We start from the raw sequence: 25,047 nt of genomic DNA, 5'->3' as shown, positions 1-25,047 counted from the left end.
CGAGGGTGTTGTAGAAGGGAGTGCGGGTGTCCTCGTAGGCATAGAAGCCGCGCAGGATGACGTATTGCGCCGAGTAGGGAATGAGGCCAGGACCCGCCAAGGTCCTCGTCAGGGCCCCTGTCCGCCGGCGGACAGGGGCCCGCGCCCTGCGGCCGCCTGCGTCTTTCGACCACCCCCTGAACCGGGCATACGATGATAGATAAGCGCCATTCGGGCGGCTGGCCCGAGTGGCGGACGGCTGATGTCAGGGGGCCGTGATGCTCGCAGAACTGGTGACGGCCGGGGTGGCGGTGGGATGCGCCGGCCTGGTGTACCTCATGGCCGCGGCGCGCGTGGTCAAGCAGTACGAGCGCGGAGTGGTGCTGCGGCTCGGGCGGCTGGCCTCCGAGGTGCGGCAACCGGGATTCACCATGATCGTTCCGGCCGTCGACCGGATGCGCAAGGTCAACATGCAGATCATTACGATGCCGGTGCCCGCCCAGGAAGGCATCACCCGCGACAACGTCACGGTCCGGGTCGACGCGGTCGTCTACTTCAAGGTCGTGGACGCCGCCGACGCGGTCATCCGGGTCGAGGACTACCGCTTCGCCGTCTCACAGATGGCACAGACCTCACTGCGGTCGATCATCGGCAAGAGCGAACTGGACGATCTCCTCTCGAACCGCGAGAAGCTCAACCAGGGACTGGAGCTGATGATGGACAGCCCGGCCATCGGCTGGGGCGTCACCGTCGACCGGGTCGAGATCAAGGACGTCTCCCTCCCGGAGACCATGAAGCGCTCGATGGCCCGCCAGGCCGAGGCAACCCGCGACCGGCGCGCCCGGGTGATCAACGCCGACGCCGAACTGCAGGCCTCGAAGAAACTGGCCGAGGCGGCCGCAGCGATGTCCGACCAGCCGGCCGCACTTCAGCTGCGACTCCTGCAGACCGTGGTGGCAGTCGCCGCCGAGAAGAACTCCACCCTGGTACTGCCCTTCCCCGTGGAGCTCCTGCGCTTCCTGGAACGCTCCGGCCTCCAGGCCCAGGCGCAGACGGCACAGGTCGAGGCGGAGCGGGCGGAGCACGCCGGGCCGGACGAGCGGGCGGAGCGGGTCGAGCCCGCCGAGGATGCCGGGCGGACGACGCCCACGGGCACCGACGCCCACGCGACCGCGGACTTCGACGACATCCACGACGTCGCCCCTGTCGAGGATGTCGATGAGGACGCGCTGCCCGCCGAGCTGGCCGCCCTGCCCGACCTCCCCAGGACGGACAGCCTCGACGTGGGGCGGGGCACCGAGCGCGGATAGCGCCGCCGACGGCATGTGATCGCCGCGCCCGCCCGCCGGACGGACACGGCGATCACTGCTGTCCGCGCCGGGCCGCCGAAGCCGACCGCTGTCCGCGCCGGGCCGCGCCGGGCCGGGCCGCCGACGCCGGCGCCGACCGCCGAGCTGTGAGCGCCGGCCGTCGGCGCCGGTGACCTGGGCCGGATCGGGCTGCGCCGCCGGACGGGGCCGGACCGCGCCGGACAGGACAGGACAAGACCGGACCGGACTGGACCCTGACTGGACTGGACTGGGCCGGACAGGACCGCCAACCATGAACGCAATCATGAACGGTTTCCGGCCAGGCGCAGCCCCGTCCGTACACAGGACGCACCCCCGCGGATATCGGTGTGACCCTCGTGTGATGAAACGGTGAACTCCCGTACCCGAGACCGGAACTCGGTCTTGTGCGCGAGTGAGAGGGATGGGGATACTCGGCCCCGCACGTTGGCATGGACGCGACTCCCCGGAGCGCTGCTGCACAGTGCTGCTGTACCGGGCGAAACGTTTGTGTCCCGATTCCTCACACTCTCGGACCCGGACATCCCCCCACGGACCGGGTCCATCCCCCCACGGGAGGCATTGAGTTGAAGCACCGACGCATACCCAACCGGCGCGCACTCCTGGCAGGCGCGGGAGCGCTGGCCCTCGCCACCACCGCCACCGTCACCCTGGCCAACGCCAACGCGGCCCCCGCCCCCACCACCCCCAAGGTGGTCAAGCTGACCTCCGCCGCGGCGACCGCCCTGGCGTCCCAGCTCAAGACCGGCACGGCCGGCGCCTACTACGACGCCCAGGCCAAGAAGCTCGTGGTCAACGTCGTGAACGAGGCCGCGGCCAAGACCGTACGGGCGAAGGGCGCGGAGGCCCGACTCGTCAAGCACACGCTCGCCCAGCTCGACGCGGCCCGGCAGACCCTGAAGTCGAAGGCGACCATCCCCGGCACCGCCTGGGGCGTCGACCCGGTCAGCAACAAGGTCGTGGTGACCGCCGACCGCACGGTCAAGGGCGCCAAGCTGGACCGGCTCACCAGCGTCACCAAGGGCCTCGGCGACAAGGTCGAACTCCGCCACAGCAAGGGTGAGTTCAAGCCCTTCATCGGCGGCGGCGACGCAATCTGGGGCAGTGGCGCCCGCTGCTCGCTCGGCTTCAACGTCGTCAAGGACGGCCAGCCGTACTTCCTGACGGCCGGCCACTGCGGCAACGCCGTCAAGAGCTGGTCCGACCAGCAGGGTGGCTCGGAGATCGCGACCACCGAGGACTCCAAGTTCCCCGGTGACGACTACGCCATCGCCAAGTACACCGGCGACACCGCGCACCCGAGCGAGGTGAACCTCTACAACGGCAGCACCCAGAAGATCACCAAGGCCGCGGAGGCCACGGTCGGTGAGAAGGTGCAGCGCAGCGGCAGCACCACCCAGGTGCACGACGGTACGGTCAAGGCGCTGAACGCCAGCGTCAACTACCAGGAGGGCACGGTCGACGGTCTGATCCAGACCGACGTCTGCGCCGAGCCCGGCGACAGCGGTGGCGCCCTCTTCGACGGCGAGTCCGCGCTCGGCCTCACCTCCGGCGGTAGCGGCGACTGCTCCGGCGGCGGCGAGACCTTCTTCCAGCCGGTCCCGGAGGCCCTGCAGGCGGAGGGCGCGGAGATCGGCTGACCTGCCGTACGGAGTTGACCTGCCGTACGGAGAGGCTGACCTGTCCGGCGGCTCGGCCGGAGAGGCTGCCCCGTCGGGGCGGCTCGGTCGATCTGTGCCTGCGGCTGATGGCGGTGATGACACTGGTGCCGGCCCGGGACGTGCTCGCCGTCCGGGGCCGGTGTCGTGCCGTGTGCCGGTGCCTTGCTCGCTGCTTCCATATTCCAGCAACGATTACGGAGAGTAATTAGTTCCACCGGATGGTAGTCGGCTCTCCGGGGTGAACGCGGGCTGCGCCTGCGGGGCCCGGCGCAGCCGGCGGGCGAGCGGCGGTCCGTACGCCAGGATCCCCCCCCCCGTACGCCAGGATCCCCCTGTGCGGCCGGAGTCCCAGTACGCCGAGATCCCCGGGCACCGCCGTCCGGTGCCCGAGGATCTGGTCCCTCTGGTCAGGAATCGCTCATCCGGAGCGTCCGACGCGTCCGACGCATCCGGAGTGTTCCGGTCAGAACCGGAACACCGACCCCTGGCCATCGCTCATCGTGCACGAGTTGGCGAAGGTGTAGGTGTACGACACCCGGTGGCCCGCCCAGACGCCGTCCGCGGTGACCACGATCGGGTCCCACTCCTTGGTGCACAGCCGGTCCGTCGCCGCGCCGGTCACCTGGGTGAAGTCGCCGGATACTGCGCGGAGTTGGGCGCAGGCTGCTTTCGGGTTCGGGTGGCTGCCGGTCGCCCTCGGCGTACAGCTGAGGGATACGGCGCGCTCCACCGTGGCCGTCGCGCGGCTCTCGCCCTGGCCGACGGTCAGCACCAGCTCCGTCGGGGCGTAGAGCCCGCCGGACCGTACGGGCTGCGCCGGTGCCTCGGCCGCCTGGGCCGTGGTGGCCAGGGTGCCGACAACCAGCGCCGCGCCGAGTGCGATCGCTCCAGAGATGTACCGCATGACGAAAACTCCTTGCTCGAAGGTGCAGATGCCGGACGGGAGTCTGGCTCAACCTGTGCGCCGGATGCACCTCTGGCGATCGCTTTGAGTCGATAGATGAAAGCAGTGCGTAATGGCGCGATCGAATGCGGTGAGGTTGTGAAGGGGGTGTGACAGCGCAGTGTGCGGCCAGCCGGGATGCGGTGTTGATGGCCGTACGGAACGGGGCCTCGGTCGCGCCTGGAGGGGAGGAATCCGGCCGCCGACCGGTCGTTCGGGAGGGCGTCGATCTCCCGCGATTGGCCGAAGAGGGGGGCCAGAGGCTGCCTCCGTATGGGTTGGAGATGCCTCCGTACGGGCCCGGCCGGGGGAGTCGCTCCATGGGGTCAACCGTGAGCCGCTACTTCGGCCGGCGAGCCGCGGCCGCGCGCCCGTCTGCCGATCCGCTGACGGTCAGTTTTGTCGATCCGCTGCCGATCCGCTGACGGTCAGCTCCGGCAGCCCCGCCGTCAGGGCCCGCATTGCCCGGGTCACCAGTTCCGCCGGACCCCGCGGCCCGTCCTCGGGTTCCTCACTCGCGGCCCACTCCTCCACCGCGACCCGCATCGCGGTGTTCGCGGCCGCCGCAGCCAGCCGAACCGTCAGCGGATCGGCGCCGGTCAGCCGTGCCAGCACCGGGACCAGCGCCTCCTCGGAGTCGTGGTGTACCCGATGCCAGACCGCGCGCAACGCCGGATCGCCGGGCATCGCCCGCAGCAGCCCGCGGGTCCAGTGCAGCGCCTCTGTGGCCGGTGCGTCGGTGGGGGTCAGGGCCCGGCGCGCGGCCTGTTCCAGCGCTTCCCGTGCGGGCGGTGCGTCGGGCCCGCCGGCCGGGGTGGCCAGATCGTCGATCCACTCCCGCACGCCGACGGTGAGCAGCGGCGCCACCGCGTCCTCCTTGGTGCGGAAGTAGCGGTAGAAGGTGCGCAGCGCGACGCCGGCCGTGCGGGCGATCTCGTCGGCGGTGACCGCGGCGCCGCGCTCCGCGAACAGGGCGGCCGCGGTGCGGGCGATCTCCAGCTGGGTCGCTGCCTTGCGCCGCTCGGTCAGCGAGGGGCGGGCGGCGGGGGCGGGGCGGGGCGCGGTGCACATGGGCTCAGCTTACGGAGGCGGGGGAGTGCAGTGGCACATCGGCGTAACGTGCGAATGTGGCACATCGTGCCACTTCAGCGTACGGTGCGGCTGAACCTCGAGAACGGAGCAGCACCATGAACCGCTTTGACGGCCGCCGCGTACTGATCACCGGAGCCGGTTCGGGCATCGGTCAGGCCACCGTCCACCGGATCCTGGCCGAGGGCGGCCGGGTCGTGGCGGCGGACATCGACGAGGCGGGTCTCAAGGTCACCGCCGAGCGCGCGGCCGCGGACGGCGCAGCCGCCCGCCTGGTGACCGCGCCCCTGGACATATCCGACGAGGCGGCGGTCCGGGCCGGTGTCGCCGCCGCGGTGTCCGGCCTCGGCGGCCTGGATGCGCTGGTCAACGCGGCGGGCATCCTGCGCTCTTCGCACACCCACGAGACCAGCCTGGACTTCTTCAACAAGATCATCTCGGTCAATCTGACCGGTACCTTCCTGATGATCCGTGAGGCGCTGCCCGCTCTCCTGGAGGGCGACTCCCCGGTCGTGGTCAACTTCAGCTCCACCTCCGCCTCGTTCGCGCACCCGTACATGTCGGCGTACGCGGCGAGCAAGGGCGGCATCCAGTCGATGACGCATGCCATCGCGAGCGAGTACAGCAAGCAGGGGCTGCGCGCGGTGTGCGTGGCGCCCGGCTCCATCGCCAGCGGCATGACCACCGGTCGCGGCCCGGGGCTCCCCAAGGACGCGGACCTGAGCCTGTTCACCAAGCTCGCCCCGGCCATCGGCCAGGGCTTCGCGGGCCCGGAGACCGTCGCGGGCGTCATCGCGATGCTGGCCTCGCAGGACGGTGCGTTCGTCACCGGTACGGAGATCCGTATCGACGGCGGAACCCATATGTAGGCGGAACTCATTTGCATGCGGAACCCCTGCGCAGCGGCGGCGGAACCCCTGCGCAAGTGGCATGGGTGAGCGGTGCGGAAAGGTGACGGGGCATCCGCGGGAAGGGCGCGGTGCCCGCGCGTGTGGCGTTGGGAGGGGCGCAGCACGTGCGGGCGCCGTGCTCTTCCCGCACCGGGGTGTCCGGCCCCAACCGGGTGCGCCCTCAGGCCTGCCCGGTCTCGAAGCGGCTCACCTTTCCGTCCGCCACCGTGAAGTGCCAGCGCGTGCGCATCTCGCCCCAGGTGTCGTTGCGGTAGTTCGCCACCAGGGACAGCCCGTTGTCCGCCTGCGACTGCACATCGATGTGACCCCGCGTGGCGAAGATCTCCCGCTCGGACCACTCCCGCAGATCCCGGTCGGAACCGTCGTCGGACATCGTGGCGTCGGGGGTGAGCGCGGCGAAGAATGCCTGTTCGTCGTGGCTGTTGACGGCGGTGACCAGGGCGCGTACCGCAGGCTGGGACAGTTTGTCGGCGGGGATGGTCATGGTGTTGCTCCCGGATGTGCGTCGCATCGCCCCCTCGTGACGCTGGGTGTGTTCCACGGGACGGCCGCGGCCATGCGCACAGGGCCGGTGTGCCATCCGTTCGGAGCGACGAAGTGGCGACGCGGCGACGCGACAAAGCGGCGAAGCGGCGAAGCGACGACGGTTGAGCGGTTGAGCGACGAAGCGGTGCGGCGACGGTCCGACGGGCCGAACGGTCTCACGCCGGCCGCCGCCCCCCTTCCCCGTTCCTCCGGAAGACCGACAGCGCAAGAGTGACGAGCACACCCCCCACCGCCCAGGCCCCCAGCACCAGCAGCGGCCCCGTCATCGCATGGCCCCGGAAGTACGCGACGGAGCGCGCCGCCCAGGTGCCCGCGCCCGGTGGCAGGGCGGGGCCGATCGCCCGCCAGAACGGGGGCAGCAGCGGGTACGGGTAGGCGCCGCCCGCGCTCGGGTTGCCGAACACCACGATCACCAGGATCGCCAGGCCGATGCCGATGATGCCCAGCAGCGACTGGAAGGCCAGGGTGCTGGCCCCGACGGCGAAGACGATCAGGGCGCCCAGGCCCCACAGGCAGACGATGCTGCCGGGCAGCGCGCCCAGGATCGGGCCGACGACGACCGCGCCCGCCAGCCCGGCGACGATCGCATAGAGCGCGAGCGCGGCCAGCCGGATGGCCGCGCGCGCCCCGTTGGCCGGGCGGGCCCCGTGGCTGATGGCGAGGATCGCGGCGCACAGATAGCCGCCCACGCACCAGCCCACGACGAGGTAGAAGGACGTCAGGCTGCGGCTGTCGCTGCGGTCGGCCGGGGTGATGTCCACCGTACGGACGGTGCGCTGCTGGGATTTCTCCGCTCCCCGGACGACGGCCTCGACCGCCTGGGAGAGCGAGGCGCCGCCGCCGCTCGCCACCAGCAGCCGGTCGGTGGTGCCGCGCGGGTCGACGATCAGCGCGCCGTCGAGCGTCCGGTCCGCGATCCGCTGCCGCGCCTGCCGCTCGGAGGTCACCGCGCGCGGGTCGAGCGGCGACCCCGGCAGCCGGTCCAGCTGTGCCACCAGCTGCCCGCCGGTCCGCGGGGGAGCGACCACGCCGAACGGCACATCCGTCGGCGTGGGGTGGTGGAAGGCGCCCGCGTACGACGTGATGAACGCGACCATCAGCCCCAGTACGCCGATCACCATCAGCGCGGCCCGGGTCGTCACCGCGCTCCTGACCTCCTCGGGGAAGGTCATTCGGGTACGGGTGCCGTCGTCCGTGCTGGCCATGCGCCGCTCCGTTCTGGGGCCCGGTGTTCCCACATCTTCCGGTCGGCGGTGCGGGTGCGCAGATCGGGCGGGGCCGATCGATGGAAGGCCGGTCGATGCGGAGGGTGCGGTTGAGGGTGCGGTTGAGGGTGCGGATGTAGACGGCAGCGGCAATGATCCCCGCGTGTGTGTTCGTACGAATGTTCGAGTTACGCGTTATGGTGGAGGGAGAAACCAGAGGGACCGAGGATCAGCCGGGGGGCCGATGAGGTGCAGGAGGTGTGGGTGCCCGGGTTCACGCATCTGCACACCGCTTCCGGGTTCTCCTTGCGCTACGGCGCCTCCCACCCGGAGCGGCTCGCCGAGCGCGCCGCCGAACGCGGTATGGACGCCCTCGCGCTGACCGACCGGGACGGCCTCTCCGGAGCCGTACGGTTCGCCAAGGCCGCCGCCGAGGCCGGTATCCGCCCGCTGTTCGGCACCGAACTCGCCGTGGAGGAGTGCGAGTCGGCCGCCGGGACCCCCGCGGCCACCGCCCGGCGGCGCACCCCGGTGCGCGGCGGCGCCTTCCTCGACGAGTCCGCCGCCCGCGCCGTCTTCCTGGCCCGCGACGGCGCGTCCGGCTGGGCCGCCCTGTGCCGGCTGGTCTCCGCCGCCCACGCCGGGCGGCAGGAGTGGCCCGTGGTCCCCTGGGGCGCCCTGGAATCCGCCACCGACGGCCTGACCGTGCTGCTCGGCCCGGACTCCGAGGCCGGCCGGGCACTGTCCGCAGGCCGCCCGGACCGCGCGGCCAAGCTCGTCGCCCCCTGGCGCGAGCGGTACGGCGACGCGCTCCGCCTGGAGGTCGTCGACCACGGCCGCCCCGGCAGCGGCCCCGGCTCCCCGCGGCTGGCCGCCCGCATGCTCGGCTTCGCCGTCGACCAGGGCATCCGCGCCGTCCTGACCAACGCGGTCCGCTATGCCGACCCCGGCCAGGGTCCGGTCGCCGACGTCCTGGACTCCGCCCGCCGCCTGGTGCCGGTGGACCGGCACCGCCCCGAGTCCTGGGACGGCGGCGAGCGCTGGCTCAAGGACACCGCCGCGATGGCCCGGACCGCCGGGCGGATCGCCGAGGCGGCCGGATTCCGCCGCGATCTGGCCCACCGGCTGCTCGCCATGACCGAGGAGACCGCGGGGGAGTGCCTGGTCGATCCCCGGGACGACATCGGGCTCGGCCGGATCCACTTCCCCGAGCCCCACCTGGTCGGCGCCGACCGCCGCGCCGCCGCCCGGGTGCTGCGCTCGCGCTGCGCCGCCGCCATGGTCCTGCGCGGCTACGACCGCGACCGCACGCGATGGGAGCGGCTGCACGACGAACTCCGTACGATCGAACGGCTCGGCTACCCCTCGTACTTCCTGACGGTCGCTCAGGTCGTCGACGATGTACGGGAGATGGGCATCCGGGTCGCGGCCCGCGGGTCCGGCGCGGGGTCCCTGGTCAACCACCTTCTGGGGATCGCGCACGCCGATCCGGTCGAGCACGGGCTGCTGATGGAGCGCTTCCTGTCCGAGCGGCGGGCGGCGCTGCCGGACATCGACATCGATGTGGAGTCCGCCCGCCGGCTGGAGGTCTACCGCGCGATCTTCGACCGCTTCGGGGCGGAGCGGGTGGCGACGGTCTCGATGCCCGAGACCTACCGGGTACGGCACGCCGTACGGGACGTGGGCGCGGCGATGGGTATGGACCCGGCGCGGGTGGACCGCCTCGCCAAGGCCTTCCCGCACATCCGCGCCCGCGACGCACGGGCCGCGCTGGCCGAACTCCCCGAGCTGCGCGGCGTACGGGAAGCCGGCGGCGAGCGGCTGTGGGAGCTGGTCGAGGCGCTGGACGCGCTGCCGCGCGGCATCGCCATGCACCCGTGCGGGGTGCTGCTCTCGGACGCCACGCTGCTGGACCGTACGCCCGTCGTGCCGACCAGCGGCGAGGGCTTCCCGATGTCCCAGTTCGACAAGGACGACGTGGAGGAGATGGGGCTGCTCAAGCTCGATGTGCTGGGCGTGCGGATGCAGTCCGCGATGGCGCACGCGGTCGCCGAGATCGGCCGGGCCACCGGGCGCCGCCTCGACCTCGACGACCCCGCGCAGGTGCCGCCCGGGGACCCGGCCACCTACGACCTGATCCGCTCCACCGAGACGCTCGGCTGCTTCCAGATCGAATCGCCCGGCCAGCGCGATCTGGTCGGCCGGCTCCAGCCCGCCACCTTCCACGACCTCGTCGTCGACATCTCCCTCTTCCGGCCGGGGCCGGTCGCCGCCGACATGGTGCGGCCCTTCATCGAGGCCCGGCACGGCCGTAAGGCGGTCCGCTGTCCGCACCCCGACCTGGAGGAACCGCTGCGCGAGACCTATGGGGTCGTGGTGTTCCACGAGCAGATCATCGAGACGCTGCGGATCATGACAGGCTGCGCGCGGGACGAGGCCGACGAGAAGCGGCGCGCGCTGTCGCATCCGGAACTCCAGGGGCGGGTGCGCGCCTGGTTCGCGCAGCGGGCCGAGCGGCGTGGCTACACCCCCGAGGTGATCGCGCACACCTGGGAGATCGTCGAGGCCTTCGGCGCATACGGCTTCTGCAAGGCGCATGCGGTCGCCTTCGCGGTGCCCACGTACCAGTCCGCCTGGCTCAAGGCGCATCACCCCGCGGCCTTCTACGCCGGGCTGCTCACCCATGACCCCGGGATGTACCCGAAGCGGCTGCTGCTCGCGGATGCACGGCGGCGCGGGGTGCCGGTGCTGCCGCTGGACGTGAACCGGTCGGCGGTCGACCATCGGATCGAACTGGTGTCCGATGGGGATGGTTCCCGCGGTGTCTGGGGGCTGCGGCTCGCCCTCTGTGACGTGCACGGGATGAGTGAGGCCGAGGCGCGGCGGATCGAGGCGGGGCAGGTCTACCGCTCGCTCCAGGACCTGTGGCAGCGGGCCCGGCCGTCCCGTCCGGTGGCCGAACGCCTCGCCCGGGTGGGCGCGCTGGACTCCTTCGGCGCCAACCGGCGCGATCTGCTGCTGCACATCGCCGAGCTGCACCACCACCAACGCGGCGTGGCGGATGGCCAGTTGACGATGTGCACACCGGAGGAGGAAGCGGCGACGAGGGCCGATGCGGTCGAGCCGGCGGGGCTGCCCGACCTCAGCGACGTCGAACGGCTCAGTGCCGAGCTGGGCATCCTCGGCATGGACGCCTCCCGCCATCTGATGGCCGACCACCGGGAGTTCCTCACGGAGCTGGGCGTCCTGCCCGCCCGGCTGCTGCGCGGCGCCCGGCACGGCGAGACGGTACTGGTCGCCGGGGCCAAGGCGGCCACCCAGACCCCGCCCGTCCGGTCCGGCCGCCGGGTCATCTTCACCACCCTCGACGACAGTACGGGGCTGGTCGACTGCGCCTTCTTCGACGACTCCCACGAGGCCTGCGCGCGCACCGTCTTCCACTCCTGGCTGCTGCTGGTGCGCGGTACGGTCCAGCGCCGCGGGCCGCGCAGCCTCAGCGTGGTCGGCGCGGCTGCCTGGAACCTCGCCGAACTGGCCGAACTGCGCCGCGAGGGCGGCCTGAAGGCGGTCACGGACCGGCTCGCGCAGGGGCCGGACAGGGGGCCCGAGACTGCCGCTTCCGCCGCCGACTCCGGCCGCACCATCCGCCTGGAGACCGGCTACGAAATGCACCCCTGGGCCGACCTCCAGCCCGCGGGCGAACGCGCCGCCACCGGCCGCAAGCTGTGGCACTCCAGCCAGGGGAGCGCAGGATGAATCCCGCACCGAAGCCCCCCGCCGCCCCGCCGGACCCCTCCGGTGCAAGCACCGGCTCCACTGGAGCGGCTGACGCCGCGCCCCCCGCTGCGCGCCCGCCGGCCACGCTCCATGTGCGCTTCCGCGCCGCCGACGACACGCCCGTCAGCGCCGCCCGGTACGAGCAGCTGCTCAACCTCCTGGCGCAGTTCACGCCCGTCATCGAGGCGCTGCCGCCGGACGCCGCACTGGCCGACGTCCGCGGGGCGCTGCGCTACTTCGACCGGGACGCGGCGGGCATCGCCGAGCTGATCCGGCTGCGCGCGCTGGCCTGGTACGGCATGCGGTGCACGATCGGGATCGGCGCCAACCCGCTGCTCGCGCGGATGGCGGCCCAGACCGCGCCGCCCGGCGAGATCCGGTCCGTCCCCTCGGACACCGGATCCGTCGCCTCCTTCCTCGCCCGCCGCCCGGCCTCGGCCCTTTACGGCGTCGGGCCCGCAACTGCGCGCACCCTGTGTGCGTACGGACTCGACAGCGTCGAGCGGATCGCCGCCGCGCCGCCCGCCACGCTGCAGCGGATCCTCGGCGCGAAGACCGGCCGCGCGGTGTACGAGCGGGCCCGCGGCATCGACCCGACACCGGTGACGCCCAATGCCGCGGCCCGCTCGATGGGCGCCGAACACCGCTTCCTCCACGACGAGCTGGACCCCGTACGCCGCCGTCACGCGCTGCTCTCGCTCGCCGACGACCTCGGGGCCCGGCTGCGCGCAAGCGGCCAGGTGGCCCGCACCCTCACCCTCACCGTCCGCTACGCCGACCGCTCCACCACGACCCGCAGCCGGCGGCTGGACGGGCCGACCGCGCACGGGCCCGCGCTGACCGGGGCGGCCTATGCGCTGCACGCCGCGCTCGGCCTGCAACGGGCGCGGGTGCGGTCCGTGGCGCTGCGGGCGGAGGACCTGTGCCGCGCCGAACTCGCCGCGCGCCAGCTGACGTTCGACCCCGTCGACGACAAGGCGTACCGCATCGAGGCGGCCGTCGACCGGGCCAGGGCCCGCTTCGGACCGGGCGCCGTACGGCCGGCGGCGAAGCCCGTCGGCGGGGCCGCCCCCAGATCCCCCCGGTCGCGGTAGAGCTTCTCGGCATACCGCGGACCGTGGTGTCGGCTCGTCGAAGAAACAGCGCGTCCTGCGGCGGCTGCTCCCGTACGTCCGGTGAAAGTTCCGTGCTGCTTCCTTCACCGTCACCTGACTGGCCCATCCTGCTTACCCAGCCGTAACTTACTTGGCAGTCAACTGCGTTGGCCCTTGCGATCCGGATCGCAGGTGAACGGCTCACCGAGCACTTCGGAGTCCCCTCACCCCGCAAGGAGCATCGTATGAAGCTGCGCTGGTCACGAGCGCTCACCCTCTTCCCCGCCCTCGCCCTGGCCTGCGGTCTCACCACCGCCGCACCCGCCGCTGCCGAGGCCCCCACCGTCCGCAGCGGCTGGAACAACTTCTCCTGCAAGCCCTCCGCCGCACACCCCCGCCCGGTGGTCCTGGTGCACGGCACCTTCGGCAACTCCGTCGACAACTGGCTGGGCCTTGCGCCCTACCTGGTGGCCCGCGGCTACTGCGTCTTCTCCCTCGACTACGGCCAGCTGCCCGGCGTCCCGCTCTTCCACGGCCTGGGCCCCGTCGACGCCTCCGCCGAGCAGCTCGCCGCCTACGTCGACAAGGTGCTGGCCGCCACCGGCGCGGGCAAGGCCGATCTCGTCGGGCACTCCCAGGGCGGCATGATGCCGCGGGTCTATCTGAAGTTCCACGGCGGTGCGGACAAGGTGAATGCGCTGGTCGGGCTGGCCCCCGACAACCACGGCACCGATGTGGACGGCCTGACCCGGCTCCTGGACCTCTTCCCCGACGCCAAGAAGTACGTCAGCGAACTCACCCCCGGCCTGACCGACCAGATCGCCGGCTCGGACATCCTCAACCGCCTCAACGAGGGCGGCGACACCCTCCCGGGCATCCACTACACCGTCATCGCCACCAGGTACGACGAGGTCGTCACGCCGTACCGGACGCAGTTCCTCGACGGCCCCGATGTCCGCAACGTCGTTCTCCAGGACCTGTGTCCCGTCGACCTCTCCGAACACGTCGCCATCGGCCTCGCCGACCGCCTCGCCTTCCACGAAACCGCCAACGCCCTCGACCCGGCCCACGCCACCCCGACGACCTGCGCATCGGTGGGCTGACCGGCCCGGGTCGGTGCGGCGATCGCGGCCTGCGGCAGGCTCCGGGCGCCGGGTTCGTCGACGTACCCGGCGCCGCGTCAGTCCCGCCCGCCCGGCCCGCCCAGCAGCGCATCCGTGCACCGCTCCGCCAGCTCCTCCGCGTGGCCGGGCAGCGGGGAGCCGCCCCGCAGGTGGCGGCGGACCAGTGACAGCGGGACGTCGATGACGGCGAGGGCGACCTGTTCGGTGTCCTGGGTGCCGGTGGCTCCCAGTGCGGCCGCGAGTTCCGTCACGGTCGCGTACACCCGGCGGTTGCCCTCGTCGGCGCGCCGCAGATGGTCCGCCGACCAGCCGTCCCGCCCGAAGCTCTCGGCTCCGTACAGCAGGAGTGCGGCCTCCTTCGGGTGCGCGCGGCACCATGCGACGACATGCCGGGCCGCCGCGCGGCCCGCGGAGCGCGGGTCCGGGGACGACTTCAGCGCCGTGAAGTACCCCTCCTGGAAGCGCTCGACGGTGCGCAGCCACACCTCGGCGAGCAGGGCGGAGCGGCCCGCGAAGCGGTGGTAGAGCGAGCCGCTGGGGGCGCCTGCGGCCGCGGCGACCGCCGACATGGTGACACCCGACGGGCCTGATGCGGCGGCGAGTTGTACGGCGGCGTCGAGGAGGAGGGAGGTGTCGAAGCGAGGTGGCCTGGCCATGTTCTAGAGGGTACCCTCCATAATATTAGAGAGAACTCTCCAGAAAGGGGCCCGTAGGGATGGGTGTCTACAACGTGCACGAGAGGGTGCTGCCGGTGCCCGTGGCCGAGGCGGGGGCCCTGCTCGACGGCCTCTCCGGCGGCGCCGACCGGCTGTGGCCGCGCCGCGACTGGCCACCGATGGTGCTCGACGGCCCCCTGGGCCCGGGGGCGGCCGGCGGCCACGGACCGGTCCGCTACACCGTGGCCGCCCATGTGCCGGGCCAGTGGGTGCGCTTCACCTTCAGCGGGCCGCGCGGCTTCCACGGCTTCCACGAGTACACCGTGCAGCCGCTCGGCCCGGACCGCACCCTGCTGCGCCACACCCTCGCGATGCGCGCCCGCGGCCCGGCCCGGCTCACCTGGCCGCTGGCCTACCGTCACTTCCACGACGCGGTCCTGGAGGACAGCCTGGACGGCGCCGAGCGCGCCTGCACGGGCGGCGTCGCCCGGCCCGCCCGGTGGAGCCCGTACGTCCGGCTGCTGCGGCGCCTCAACCGCTGACGCGCCCCGCCCTCCGTGCGAGCACGCCACGCAGCGTCAGAAACGAGAAAGCAGCGGCCGCCAGCAGCACCGGGATCAGCAGCAGCCACCCGGAGAAGGCCAGCACCACCGCTGTCAGCACGGAGCTGACCACCACGCCGCAGCACAGGGGAGTGCGGCGGGGGAGCAGCACCAGGGCGGCGGCCAGGCCGGCCAGCGTCACGGCGGCCAGGCAGGTGGCGGTCGCCTCCATCAGGAGATGCAGATCCGCCCCGCGCCACTCGGCCGCCACCGCCAGGAGCACGGCGGCCGCGCCGAGCACCGCGAGCGAGCGGCGCGGCACCTCGCCGGGCTCGCCGCCCTTGGCCAGCCAGCGGGGCGCCGCCCCGTCCCGGCCGAGGGCTGCGCCGAGCCGGGAGGCCCCGGCCAGATAGGAGTTGACGGCCCCGAAGGTGAGGAAGAGGGCGGCCGCGGCGGCAACCGGGCGGGCGGCGACGCCCACGCTCCGGTCGAGCAGGGCGGTGAGCGGGGTGTCGGTCTCGGCGGCGGCCGGCCCCAGTGCGCCGACCGTGGCGAGTGCCAGGCCGAGGTAGAGGACGCTGATGACGGCGAGGGTGTTACGGGTCACCCGCGGCAGGTCGCGCCCCGGATCGGCGAATTCACCGGACAGATGGCTCGCCGCCTCCCACCCCGCGAACGCGAAGAACAGCACCGAGGCCGCCGAACCGACCGACGTCCAGCCGCCGGGCAGGAACGGGGTGAAATGCGCGGCGGTGACATGCGGGGCGGCGGCCAGCACCGTGCACAGCAGCACCGCCGCCAGCAGCCCGCCGAGCATCAGCTGCACCCGCCCCGACATCCGCAGCCCGAACGCATTGGACGCCAGCGCCCCGGCCAGCACCAGCCCGCCGACCGCCGCCGCGCCCGCCTCGCCCCAGCCGGCCGCATCGGCCACGTACTTCCCGCCGATCCAGGCCGCCGAGACCACCCCGATCGGCACCGCACCGTAGAACCACCACCCCACAACGGCCGCCGCCCGCGGCCCCATTGCCCGGTGGACGTACGTGGCCACGCCCCCGCCGTCGGGGAACCGTACGCCGAGCGCCGCGAAGGAGGCGGCCACCGGCACACACATCGCCAGCAGGACGACCCAGGCCAGGACCGAGGCGGGCCCGGCCGCCTCGGCGGCGAGGGACGGCAGGGTCAGCACACCGGGACCGAGCACGGCACCCGCGCACAGCGCGGTGCCGCCCCCGACACCCAGCCGCCGTACATCCGGCCGTGCAGAAGCGGGAAGTGTTGTCTCTTGTACGGTCACAGTCGCCGAAGCTAACTGGAAGAGTGATCAACGATCGTCCTGGCCGAATGAAATTTGGCAGAGCCCGCATCATGGACCACATGGACGACATTGATTCGGCGATTGTCCGCGAACTGCAGCGCGATGCACGGCAGACCAACCGCGAACTGGCCCGCATGCTGGGCATCGCCCCCTCCACCTGCCTGGAGCGGGTCCGCGCGCTCCGCGCCCGCGGCGTGATCACCGGCTACCGCGCGACGGTGGACCTGCGCGCCCTCAACCGCCCCGTACAGGCCCTGCTCCACATCCGCATCCGCCCTCTGAACCGCGAACTCATCGAGCGCTTCAAGGCATTCCTGGTCTCGCTGCCCGAGGTGCTCAACATCTATGTCGTCGCGGGCGGTGACGACTTCCTGGCCCATGTCGCCGTGCCGGACGTCGACCGGCTGCACGGGCTTTTGATGGACGAGATCTTCAAACGGCGTGAGGTTGTCGACTGCCGCAGCTCGGTGATCTACCAGCATGTCGCCAACGACATCATCGGGCCGCTGCCGGCGAAGGGGGCATGACGGTGTGACGCCGCCCCCTCCGGGGCGGGGAGGGGACGGCGTCACGGTACGCCGGGGCCGTCGCAGCCGGCCCCGGCGGGTCAGAGGGGTCAGCCGCGCAGCCGGGCGGCCCTGCGGCGGGTGGTGGCGAACAGCACCGCGGCTCCCGTGGCCAGTACGGCGGCGCCGCCGATCGCGAGCGGGGCGGTCGAGCTGTCCCCACCGGTCTCCGCCAGCCGCTTGCCGTCGGCCGGCCGGGCGGCGCCGTCGGGGTGCAGACCATCGGCCCCGGCGCCATGGGCCGGCGCCGGGTCGTCCGGGGCGGCCGCCCCGGAGTGGCCGGTGCCGGCACCGTGGTCGTGAGGGTTCATGTCCATCGACGACTTGTCCGCCCCGGCCGCGATCTGGCCGTCCGTCGGCGCGGACGCGGCCGGCGCGGGGGCCGCGGAGGACCCGGCCCCCGCCCCGCCGCCGCTGTCCTTCCCGAACACCACGTCGGAGCAGGTGTAGAACGCCTCCGGGCTGTCCGACCGCTGCCAGATGCTGTAGACCAGATGCCGTCCGGAGCGCGCCGGCACCTTCCCGTCGAAGACGTACTCCCCGTTCGTCAGCGTCGGGTCGGTGACCTTCGCGAACGGCTTGTCCTCCAGGTCCGACCACTTCAGCGGCTTGGTGGGGTCGTAGCCCTTCTTGGTGAGGTACAGCTCGAAGGAGCCCTTGTGCGGGGCGGTGGCCCTGTAGTGGAACGTGTGCTTGCCGGCCTGCAGCTTGGACGACGGCCAGTCCGCGCGCGGCAGATCGAGCCCCTTGTACTTGTCGTCGCCGCCGCTGCACAGCTTCCCGTCCGGGATCTTCGTCTTCGACTCGCCGCCGGCGTTGCCGTCCCGCACGCCGTTCCAGTCGTAGAAGGCCTGTGCACCGCTCGCCTGCACGGCGGCCTTGCACGCCGCGGACTTCGGGCTCTCGGGCCCCTCCGCGTAGCAGGCCGAGACCCGGCTGACGGGGTCCGACATCGAACCGTGCGCCGCGGCCGGACCCGCGGTCACCATGGTCAGCGCGAGCGGCGCGACACCGGCCAGTGCGATCCCGGTGGCCTTACGGCCGGCCGTGCGGGCGGCCTTACGACGAGCGGTCATCGTGGGGGTCTCCTTCATCAGGTACGTCGAGCGGGGCGGGCGGCAAGACGGTCCGTGGGGGGTCGGGACACCTGCACGGCGCCGTCCCCCGGTGTACGGCGCCGGGGCACGCAGCCCCGCCTTGCGAGAAGCACGCTAGCCCCGCTGAACAGCGGATTTGAGGGCCGGAGGGCGATCCTGGAGATCCTTATGGCGCACTTAAGGAAGCGCTAAGCGGGGGCACAGGCAGGAGTGCCGAAAAGGGGCAGTGTGAGCTGGAGTTGCCCCACTGTCCGTCCGTCACCGTCCGGGAGAGTCCACCTGGATCTGCCTCCGGCGGCTCCCCCTTTGGCTCCCCGCCCGCCTCGCTCCGGCTCCCCGCCATTGCCGGGAGACGGCCGGCGCAACTCACCTTCGAACATGAAGAAGGAGACCCGGACAGTCCGTCCGGGTCTCCTCACTTCACGGCGTCACGCTTGCCACAGCGTCACGGCCGCGGACCGATTACCCACCGCATGACCCGTTCGATCAGTCTGGCCGTCCGGGCGGCATGCCGCTACAGACCGCGTAGCGCCTCGTGCAGATCGTCATAGGCTGCCCAGCAGCCGATGCTGCCGTCGTCGTACAGGCTGCCCATGTACCAGTCGCCGTCATGGACAGGCTTGACGAGGCAAAGGCTGTGGAACCCGAGAACGATCTCCGGGTGCATCGCCTCATCGGCTCCGGCGTGGCCCACCCACCGCACCGGTCGGTTCGGATTGAGGGCGACAGCCTCTCGGTCCCCGGAAACGTCGCGTATCTGCCGAAGGGTCCACCCCGTGGGTAGCTGTGCGTCTGCCATCTCGGGATGGTCTCACCCGCCAGGTGCGGACCACCGCCTCAGTAGTTCGCTTCCGGCTTCCACTCACGGGGCGCGGAGCGCATCCGACGGACGGGTGCTCAGTACTCCAGCTGTAGATCGTGATCTTCATGTCTGGGATGCGGCTTGTCGCTGGTAAGTTGCCGGGCCCGTCGGGTACGCCGGGCCGCTCCGCCCGCCGTTGTCAGTGGCCACTGGCACCATCGGAACATGACCACCGAACGGACCACCGAACGGACCACACCGCCGCTCCCCACCTCCGACGCCGCCTACTGGGAAGCCGCCGCCGAGCGCTTCGACGACGAGCCCGACCACGGCCTGCGCGACCCCGCCGTGCGTGCCGCCTGGGCCGCCCGGCTGCGGTCCTGGCTGCCGTCCGGGCCCGCCGGGATACTCGACCTCGGCTGCGGGACGGGGAGCCTGGCGCTGCTCGCCGCCGAGCAGGGCCACCAGGTGACCGGCGTCGACCGCTCGCCCGCCATGATCGCGCGGGCCCGCGCCAAGCTCGCGGGGAGGGGCGCCGGGTTCCTGGTCGGGGACGCGGCCCGGCCGCCCGTGGGGGAGCGGCGGTTCGACGTGGTCCTGGTGCGGCACCTCCTGTGGGCACTGCCCGACCCGGCGGCCGCGCTGCGCCACTGGGCCGGGCTGCTCGTCCCCGGCGGGCGTCTGGTGCTGGTCGAAGGGCGCTGGGGGGAGTCCGACCCGATAGGCATCCCGGCCGGCGAACTGACCGCGCTCCTGGCGCCGTTGGCGGCCCGCACGCAGCTCGAGCGGCTCTCCGGCGACCCTGACCTGTGGGGCAAGGAGGTGAACGACGAGCGGTATGCGCTCATCGCGATGTGCTGACCGTGATGAGCTGACCGTGATGTGCTGACCGTGATGTGCTGACCGTGATGTGCTGACCGTGATGTGCTGACCGCGCGCGCCCTGTGATTCAGTCCCGCCCCACCTCCCGCACGTACCGCCACTCCCCGCCGAACGGCCGGTAGCCGAAGGAGCGGTTGATGGCGAGCATCGGGGCGTTGTCGGCGTCGTTGCCGGTGAAGGCCTCGGTGCAGCCGGCGTCCCGGGCGCGGTGGAGGGAGTAGGTCTTGGCGAGGCGGGCCAGGCCGCGGCCGCGGAAGGCGCGACGGGTGCCGGTTCCGGCCGAGGCGTAGCGGCCGAGGCCGTCGGCGGCGGCCAGGCTGTAGGCGGCGACCTCGCCGTCGACGGTCACCACGGAGGTGAGGCCGAGGTCGATGTCGGGATGTTCCCAGGTGCCGCGGAGCCAGTGCTCGTAGGTGAGGGCATCGGCGGCGACATCGCCCGGTTCGTCGGCAGTGGCCTCCGCGTCGGCCGCGAACAGCGGTCGCGGGTCGGCGCCGAGGTCCGCTGCGGTGCACAGCCGGACGCCGGGCGGGAGCGGGGCGGGGAGCGGCGGCAGTCCGGCGGCCGCGAGATCGAGCCGTAGGCAGTGGGACGGGCGGGTGCGGCGGTAGCCGCGGCGTTCGGCGAAGGCCGACGGACCTGGCTCGTCGAGGGCCCAGGCGAAGAGACGGCCGGCACCGGCCGCGGTCAGATGTTCCTCGGCCGCGATCAGCAGGGCGCCGCCGACGCCCCGCCGACGGTGCTCCGGGTGCACCTGCGGAGTGGCCGCGCCCCGACCCGGCGTGCTGCTCTCGTACAGCATTCCGCTGTGCACCGAGCCGACGACCCGGCCGTCCAGCTCGGCGACGAACAGCCGCAGTTGCTGTGCCGCGGGGGCGCTGGTCACCTGCCAGGCGACGCCCTGCGGAGTGGAGATCATGAACGGCAGCGAGGCGCGCCGCAGGTCTGCCACGGCCTTGGCGTCGGCGGGGCGGAAGTCGCGCACGGTGAGTGTCATGGGCGCGGACGGTACGCCGCCACCTCCGCTTTTGCCTCTCCTTTTCCGCCGGGCGGCGAGTGATTTGCCGTCCCTTTTCCGTAATGCGGTGTGCGCCTGGCTCATTCCGAACGGTCCGGATCCGCCATACGTGGCCCATGCAACTATCTCGGCGTACGGTGACCTCCGCGGGCCGCCCCCCGGGGCGCCCCCGGCCCGCCGTCCACGAAGGAGAGGAGCCGCGCCCATGTGCGGAATCACCGGATGGATCTCCTACGACAACGACCTGACCACCCGTCGCACCGCCCTGGAGGCGATGACCGCGACCATGGCCTGCCGCGGCCCGGACGCCGCCGGCCTCTGGCTCGGCACCCACGCCGCTTTCGGTCACCGCCGCCTCGCCGTCATCGACATCGACGGCGGCAAGCAGCCCATGACCGTCGAGCACGACGGCCGCACCGTGCTCGTCACCACCTACAGCGGCGAGGTCTACAACTACCGCGAACTGCGCGCCGAACTGACGCAGCTGGGCCACACCTTCCGTACGCACAGCGACACCGAGGTCGTCCTGCACGCCTACCTCCAGTGGGGCGAGGCGTGCGCCGAGCGCCTCAACGGCATGTACGCCTTCGCGCTCTGGGACCCGAGCACCGAACAACTCTTCCTGATACGCGACCGGATGGGCATCAAGCCGCTCTACTACCACCCCACCCCCGACGGCGTCCTCTTCGGCTCCGAGCCCAAGGCGATCCTCGCCCACCCCTCCGTACGGCCCACCGTCGACGCCGAGGGCCTCGCCGAGCTGATCACCTTCACCAAGACCCCCGGCCACGCCGTCTACCAGGGCATGTACGAGGTGCGCCCCGGCCATGTCGTCCGGGTGGGCCGCGGCGGCGTGACCGTCAAGCGCTACTGGGCCCTTGAGGCCCGCGAGCACACCGACGGCCTCGACGCCACCGTCGCGCACATCCGCGACCTGCTCGACGACATCGTCGCCCGCCAGCTGATCGCCGATGTCCCGCTGTGCACCCTGCTCTCCGGCGGCCTGGACTCGTCCGCCATCACCGCACTCTCCGCCAAGGCGCTGGCGGCAGCGGGCAGCGGCCCGGTCCGCTCGTTCGCCGTCGACTTCACCGGCTACACGGAGAACTTCCGGCCCGACGACCTGCGTGGCACCCCCGACGGCCCGTACGCCCACGCCCTGGCCGAGCACGTCGGCTCCGACCACCGCGACATCGTCCTGGACACCGCTGACCTGATGGACCCCGGCCACCGCTCCGCCGTCCTGGCCGCCCGCGACCTGCCCAACGGCTTCGGCGACGGGGACACCTCCCTCTACCTCCTCTTCAAGGCCGTCCGCGAACGGTCCACCGTCGCCCTTTCCGGCGAGTCCGCGGACGAGGTCTTCGGCGGCTACCGCTGGTTCCACGACCCCGAGTCCGTGCACGCCGACACCTTCCCCTGGATCGCGGCCGGCCTCTCGGGGCGCTTCGCCGGCGGCAACGCCACCCGCGAGGCACTGCTGGACCAGGCGCTGCTCGGCAAGCTCGACCTGCGCGGCTACCAGGACGGCCGCTACCGCGAGGCGCTCGCCGAAGTGCCGTACCTGGACAGCGACACCGGACTCCAGCGCCGGATGCGCGAGATCAGCTACCTCCACCTGACCCGCTTCGTCCAGATCCTCCTCGACCGCAAGGACCGCGCCAGCATGGCCGTCGGCCTCGAGGTCCGCGTCCCCTTCTGCGACCACCGCCTCGTCGACTATGTCTTCAACACCCCCTGGTCCATGAAGACCTTCGACGGCCGCGAGAAGTCCCTGCTGCGTGCCGCCACCCGCGATGTGCTGCCCGATCAGGTCGCCGACCGGGTCAAGAGCCCCTACCCCAGCACCCAGGACCCCCGCTACAACGAGGCACTGCGCGCCGGACTGAAGGACCTGGCCGCCGACCGCGACGCCCCCGTACGGCCGCTGCTGGACTCCCGTGCCGTCGCCGAGGCCACCGCCGGCGGCGCCGTCGGCGACATCCGTCCGGGCGCCGAACTGGTCCTCGGCATGAACGAATGGCTCCGGACCTCGGGCACCACCCTCGAGCTCTGACCGACCGTCAACCCGGCCGCATCCCCACCGGCAACCTCACCCGCATCCCCACCGGCAACCCACCCCCGGAACCTCAACCCCGACCCCCCCCACCACCCCAAAGGGCTACCGCCCCGAGCCCGGCACGGCGGCCGCTCCTGGCGCACAATGGGTGCCCCGCCCCACCACCAGCACCAGGAGCGCCGCCGTGTCCCCGCAGACCTTGACGATCACCATCGATCCGGACGCGGCCGACGCGCCATTCGAGCAGGTACGCACCCAGATCGCCGACCGCGCCCGGGACGGCGCCCTGCCGGTCGGCTACAAACTCCCCACCGTCCGCGGCCTCGCCGAAGACCTCGGCCTCGCCGCCAACACCGTCGCCAAGGCCTACCGCGCCCTGGAGTCCGACGGCGTGATCGAGACCCGCGGCCGTAACGGCAGCTTCATCGCGGCGGCGGGGGAGGCCGCGGACAAGGAGGTCGCCGCGGCCGCCGAGACCTACGCCCGGCGCGCCAAGCGCCTCGGCCTGGACCGTGACGCGGCCCTCGCCGCCGTCCACGACGCCCTGCGGGCGACGTACGGGGCGGACGCCTGAACCCCTTCGAGGCCCCAAGGAGTCCCATGCCCGGCCCACAGGCCCTCGTCCGACGCCCCGGCCCCCGGCTCGCCGAGGGCCTGGTCGCCCATGTCGCCCGGCGGCCGGTGGACCCCGCGCTCGCCCTGCGCCAGTGGGAGCACTATGTGCAGACGCTGCACGACCACGGCTGGCGGACCACCGAGGTGGCGCCCGCCGACGACTGCCCGGACGCGGCGTTCATCGAGGACACCATGGTCGTCTTCCGCAACGTCGCGCTGATCGCCCGCCCCGGCGCGGCCGCCCGCAGACCGGAGACCCCCGACGCCCGCGCCGCCGCCGAGGCGCTCGGCTGCCCGGTGGGCGAGGTCCGGGCGCCCGGCACGCTCGACGGCGGCGACATCCTCAAGATCGGCGACACCGTTTACGTCGGCCGCGGCGGCCGCACCAATGCCGAGGGGGTACGCCAACTCCGCGCCGCCTTCGAACCTTTGGGCGCCCGCGTCGTCGCCGTACCGATCAGCCGCGTCCTGCATCTGAAGTCCGCGGTCACCGCCCTCCCGGACGGCACCGTCATCGGCTACCCGCCGCTGGTCGACAACCCCGCCGTGTTCCCCGGCTTCCGCCCCGTCCCCGAGGAGGCGGGCGCCCATGTCGTCCTCCTGGGCGGCGGCAGGCTCCTGATGGCCGCCTCCGCGCCCAGGACCGCGGAACTCTTCGCCGGCCTGGCCTACGAGCCGGTCCTGGTGGACATCGGCGAATTCGAGAAGCTGGAGGGCTGTGTGACATGCCTTTCGGTGCGCCTGCGCGAACTCTCCGCGTGACGGGCGAGGTCCGCCGGGCCGCCGTCGTGCGCCTCCCCGCCCCCTCCGCCCACCCCCGCATATCGTGACGACATGAGCAATCTCGACCTCAGACCCGCGCCCAACCGCTGCGGAGGCAACGGCCGTACGGGCCCCGTACGCGACGTTCAGCCCGGCAAACAGGTACCGCTCGGCGAGAGCACCCTCGTCCGGCGGCTGCTCCCCAACCTCGGCCGGCGGATGGTCGGGGCCTGGTGTTTCATCGACCATTACGGTCCCGACGACATCACCGACGAGCCCGGTATGCAGGTGCCGCCGCACCCGCACATGGGCCTGCAGACCGTCAGCTGGCTGCACGCGGGCGAGGTGCTGCACCGCGACAGCCTGGGCAGCCTGCAGACCGTACGGCCGCGGGAACTGGGCCTGATGACCTCGGGACGCGCCATCGCGCACTCCGAGGAGTCGCCGCGCAGCCACCCCGCGATGCTGCACGGCGCCCAGCTGTGGGTGGCGCTCCCCGGCGAACACCGCAACGCGGCCCCGGCGTTCGAGCACCACACCGAACTCCCGGTGATCACCGGTGGCGGCGGCCTCTGCGCCACCGTCATCCTCGGCGAACTGGCCGGCGCCGCCTCCCCGGGCACCACCTACTCCCCCCTCGTCGGCGCCGACCTCACCCTCACCGACGGCACGGACACCCGGCTCCCCGTCGACCCCGACTTCGAGTACGCCGCCCTGACCATCTCCGGCGAGAGCGAGATCGACGGCGTCCGCCTGGCCCCCGGCTCCCTCCTCTACCTCGGCTCCGGCCGCACCGAACTGCCGCTGCGCGCCCGCACCGACAGCGGCCTGATGCTCCTCGGCGGCGAGCCGTTCGAGGAAAGGCTGGTGATGTGGTGGAACTTCGTGGGCCGCTCCCACGACGACATCGCCCAGGCCCGCGAGGACTGGACGGCCGGAACCCGCTTCGGCGAGGTACACGGCTACGACGGCGCCCCGCTGCCCGCCCCCGAACTCCCGCCGCTGCCCCTGAAGCCGCGGGGACGGGAGCGCTGAGCGGTCCGGCCTGCACC

The 25,047-nt window shown here is 72.6% G+C and carries 22 protein-coding genes; 13 read left to right on the top strand and 9 right to left on the bottom strand.

Features of this window, described 5'->3' with window-relative positions; all coding sequences use genetic code 11:
* Positions 1-257: 257 nt before the first annotated feature.
* Together AB0D04_RS28400 and AB0D04_RS28395 are read left to right on the top strand one after the other, a co-directional pair.
* Positions 258-1,289: a slipin family protein gene (locus AB0D04_RS28400; protein WP_362708828.1), complete on the top strand. Its 1,032-nt coding sequence runs from the start codon at positions 258-260 to the stop codon at positions 1,287-1,289.
* Between the two features lie 605 nt (positions 1,290-1,894).
* Entirely contained in the window at positions 1,895-2,968 is a 1,074-nt protein-coding gene (locus AB0D04_RS28395; protein WP_362708826.1) for a S1 family peptidase, read from the top strand.
* Positions 2,969-3,452: 484 nt separating this feature from the next.
* Here the strand turns inward: AB0D04_RS28395 and AB0D04_RS28390 are convergent, their stop codons facing one another.
* Together AB0D04_RS28390 and AB0D04_RS28385 are read right to left on the bottom strand one after the other, a co-directional pair.
* On the bottom strand, positions 3,453-3,893 hold the full coding sequence (locus AB0D04_RS28390) for a subtilase-type protease inhibitor (protein WP_362708824.1): 441 nt from the start codon (positions 3,891-3,893) through the stop codon (positions 3,453-3,455).
* Between the two features lie 432 nt (positions 3,894-4,325).
* A complete protein-coding gene (locus AB0D04_RS28385) occupies positions 4,326-5,003 on the bottom strand; it encodes a TetR family transcriptional regulator (RefSeq protein ID WP_362708821.1) in 678 nt (225 codons plus the stop codon).
* A gap of 116 nt (positions 5,004-5,119) precedes the next feature.
* Here AB0D04_RS28385 and AB0D04_RS28380 point away from each other — a divergent pair, with 116 nt between their 5' ends.
* A complete protein-coding gene (locus tag AB0D04_RS28380; RefSeq protein ID WP_362708819.1) occupies positions 5,120-5,890 on the top strand; it encodes an SDR family oxidoreductase in 771 nt (256 codons plus the stop codon).
* A 202-nt stretch (positions 5,891-6,092) separates the two neighbouring features.
* Here AB0D04_RS28380 and AB0D04_RS28375 read toward each other — a convergent pair whose 3' ends face one another.
* Together AB0D04_RS28375 and AB0D04_RS28370 are read right to left on the bottom strand one after the other, a co-directional pair.
* The gene (locus tag AB0D04_RS28375) at positions 6,093-6,416 is read right to left on the bottom strand and encodes a nuclear transport factor 2 family protein (RefSeq protein ID WP_362708816.1); all 324 of its coding nucleotides are present in this window, start codon (positions 6,414-6,416) and stop codon (positions 6,093-6,095) included.
* Between the two features lie 217 nt (positions 6,417-6,633).
* Positions 6,634-7,683: a DUF3533 domain-containing protein gene (locus AB0D04_RS28370; RefSeq protein ID WP_362708813.1), complete on the bottom strand. Its 1,050-nt coding sequence runs from the start codon at positions 7,681-7,683 to the stop codon at positions 6,634-6,636.
* Positions 7,684-7,947: 264 nt separating this feature from the next.
* On the opposite strand from AB0D04_RS28370, the gene AB0D04_RS28365 reads away from it, so the two are divergent.
* The 3 genes from AB0D04_RS28365 (at position 7,948) to AB0D04_RS28355 (ending at position 13,657) form a co-directional block, all read left to right on the top strand.
* Positions 7,948-11,439 (top strand): DNA polymerase III subunit alpha, encoded by a 3,492-nt coding sequence (locus AB0D04_RS28365; RefSeq protein WP_362708810.1) that lies wholly within the window; start codon positions 7,948-7,950, stop codon positions 11,437-11,439.
* Positions 11,436-12,554 carry a helix-hairpin-helix domain-containing protein gene (locus AB0D04_RS28360; RefSeq protein ID WP_362708807.1) on the top strand — a complete coding sequence of 373 codons (1,119 nt, stop codon included), beginning with the start codon at positions 11,436-11,438 and terminating at the stop codon, positions 12,552-12,554. The genes AB0D04_RS28365 and AB0D04_RS28360 overlap by 4 nt, the downstream gene beginning before the upstream one ends.
* A 245-nt stretch (positions 12,555-12,799) precedes the next feature.
* Positions 12,800-13,657 (top strand): alpha/beta fold hydrolase, encoded by an 858-nt coding sequence (locus tag AB0D04_RS28355; protein ID WP_362708805.1) that lies wholly within the window; start codon positions 12,800-12,802, stop codon positions 13,655-13,657.
* Between the two features lie 77 nt (positions 13,658-13,734).
* Here AB0D04_RS28355 and AB0D04_RS28350 read toward each other — a convergent pair whose 3' ends face one another.
* The gene (locus AB0D04_RS28350) at positions 13,735-14,334 is read right to left on the bottom strand and encodes a TetR/AcrR family transcriptional regulator (protein ID WP_362708803.1); all 600 of its coding nucleotides are present in this window, start codon (positions 14,332-14,334) and stop codon (positions 13,735-13,737) included.
* A 59-nt stretch (positions 14,335-14,393) separates the two neighbouring features.
* Here AB0D04_RS28350 and AB0D04_RS28345 point away from each other — a divergent pair, with 59 nt between their 5' ends.
* The gene (locus AB0D04_RS28345) at positions 14,394-14,876 is read left to right on the top strand and encodes an SRPBCC family protein (RefSeq protein WP_362708800.1); all 483 of its coding nucleotides are present in this window, start codon (positions 14,394-14,396) and stop codon (positions 14,874-14,876) included.
* Here AB0D04_RS28345 and AB0D04_RS28340 read toward each other — a convergent pair.
* Positions 14,866-16,173, bottom strand: a complete 1,308-nt coding sequence (locus AB0D04_RS28340) for an APC family permease (protein ID WP_362708798.1) — start codon at positions 16,171-16,173, stop codon at positions 14,866-14,868. The two genes, AB0D04_RS28345 and AB0D04_RS28340, sit on opposite strands and share 11 nt — an antisense overlap.
* An 80-nt stretch (positions 16,174-16,253) precedes the next feature.
* Between AB0D04_RS28340 and AB0D04_RS28335 the strand changes: the two genes are divergently transcribed.
* Complete coding sequence (locus tag AB0D04_RS28335) at positions 16,254-16,721, top strand: Lrp/AsnC family transcriptional regulator (RefSeq protein WP_362708795.1); 468 nt, start codon at positions 16,254-16,256, stop codon at positions 16,719-16,721.
* An 89-nt stretch (positions 16,722-16,810) separates the two neighbouring features.
* On the opposite strand, the gene AB0D04_RS28330 is transcribed toward AB0D04_RS28335, so the two are convergent.
* Entirely contained in the window at positions 16,811-17,836 is a 1,026-nt protein-coding gene (locus AB0D04_RS28330; protein WP_362708793.1) for a lytic polysaccharide monooxygenase, read from the bottom strand.
* Between the two features lie 535 nt (positions 17,837-18,371).
* Positions 18,372-18,656 (bottom strand): hypothetical protein, encoded by a 285-nt coding sequence (locus tag AB0D04_RS28325; protein WP_362708790.1) that lies wholly within the window; start codon positions 18,654-18,656, stop codon positions 18,372-18,374.
* Positions 18,657-18,884: 228 nt separating this feature from the next.
* Here AB0D04_RS28325 and AB0D04_RS28320 point away from each other — a divergent pair, with 228 nt between their 5' ends.
* The gene (locus AB0D04_RS28320) at positions 18,885-19,520 is read left to right on the top strand and encodes a class I SAM-dependent methyltransferase (RefSeq protein WP_362708787.1); all 636 of its coding nucleotides are present in this window, start codon (positions 18,885-18,887) and stop codon (positions 19,518-19,520) included.
* Positions 19,521-19,608: 88 nt separating this feature from the next.
* On the opposite strand, the gene AB0D04_RS28315 is transcribed toward AB0D04_RS28320, so the two are convergent.
* A complete protein-coding gene (locus AB0D04_RS28315) occupies positions 19,609-20,538 on the bottom strand; it encodes a GNAT family N-acetyltransferase (RefSeq protein ID WP_362708784.1) in 930 nt (309 codons plus the stop codon).
* Between the two features lie 226 nt (positions 20,539-20,764).
* On the opposite strand from AB0D04_RS28315, the gene asnB reads away from it, so the two are divergent.
* The 4 genes from asnB to AB0D04_RS28295 all read left to right on the top strand — a co-directional run bounded on the left by asnB (position 20,765) and on the right by AB0D04_RS28295 (position 25,030).
* On the top strand, positions 20,765-22,615 hold the full coding sequence (asnB, locus tag AB0D04_RS28310; protein ID WP_362708781.1) for an asparagine synthase (glutamine-hydrolyzing): 1,851 nt from the start codon (positions 20,765-20,767) through the stop codon (positions 22,613-22,615).
* A 187-nt stretch (positions 22,616-22,802) separates the two neighbouring features.
* Complete coding sequence (locus tag AB0D04_RS28305; RefSeq protein ID WP_362708778.1) at positions 22,803-23,192, top strand: GntR family transcriptional regulator; 390 nt, start codon at positions 22,803-22,805, stop codon at positions 23,190-23,192.
* 26 nt (positions 23,193-23,218) lie between these two features.
* On the top strand, positions 23,219-23,995 hold the full coding sequence (ddaH, locus tag AB0D04_RS28300; RefSeq protein WP_362708775.1) for a dimethylargininase: 777 nt from the start codon (positions 23,219-23,221) through the stop codon (positions 23,993-23,995).
* Between the two features lie 72 nt (positions 23,996-24,067).
* A complete protein-coding gene (locus tag AB0D04_RS28295) occupies positions 24,068-25,030 on the top strand; it encodes a pirin family protein (RefSeq protein ID WP_362708773.1) in 963 nt (320 codons plus the stop codon).
* Positions 25,031-25,047: the final 17 nt, after the last annotated feature.

Source organism: Streptomyces sp. NPDC048483, from assembly GCF_040651455.1.
Lineage (GTDB): Bacteria > Actinomycetota > Actinomycetes > Streptomycetales > Streptomycetaceae > Streptomyces.
Note: the sequence above shows the minus strand (reverse complement) of the source record. Positions and strands in the feature narration are given on the sequence as shown.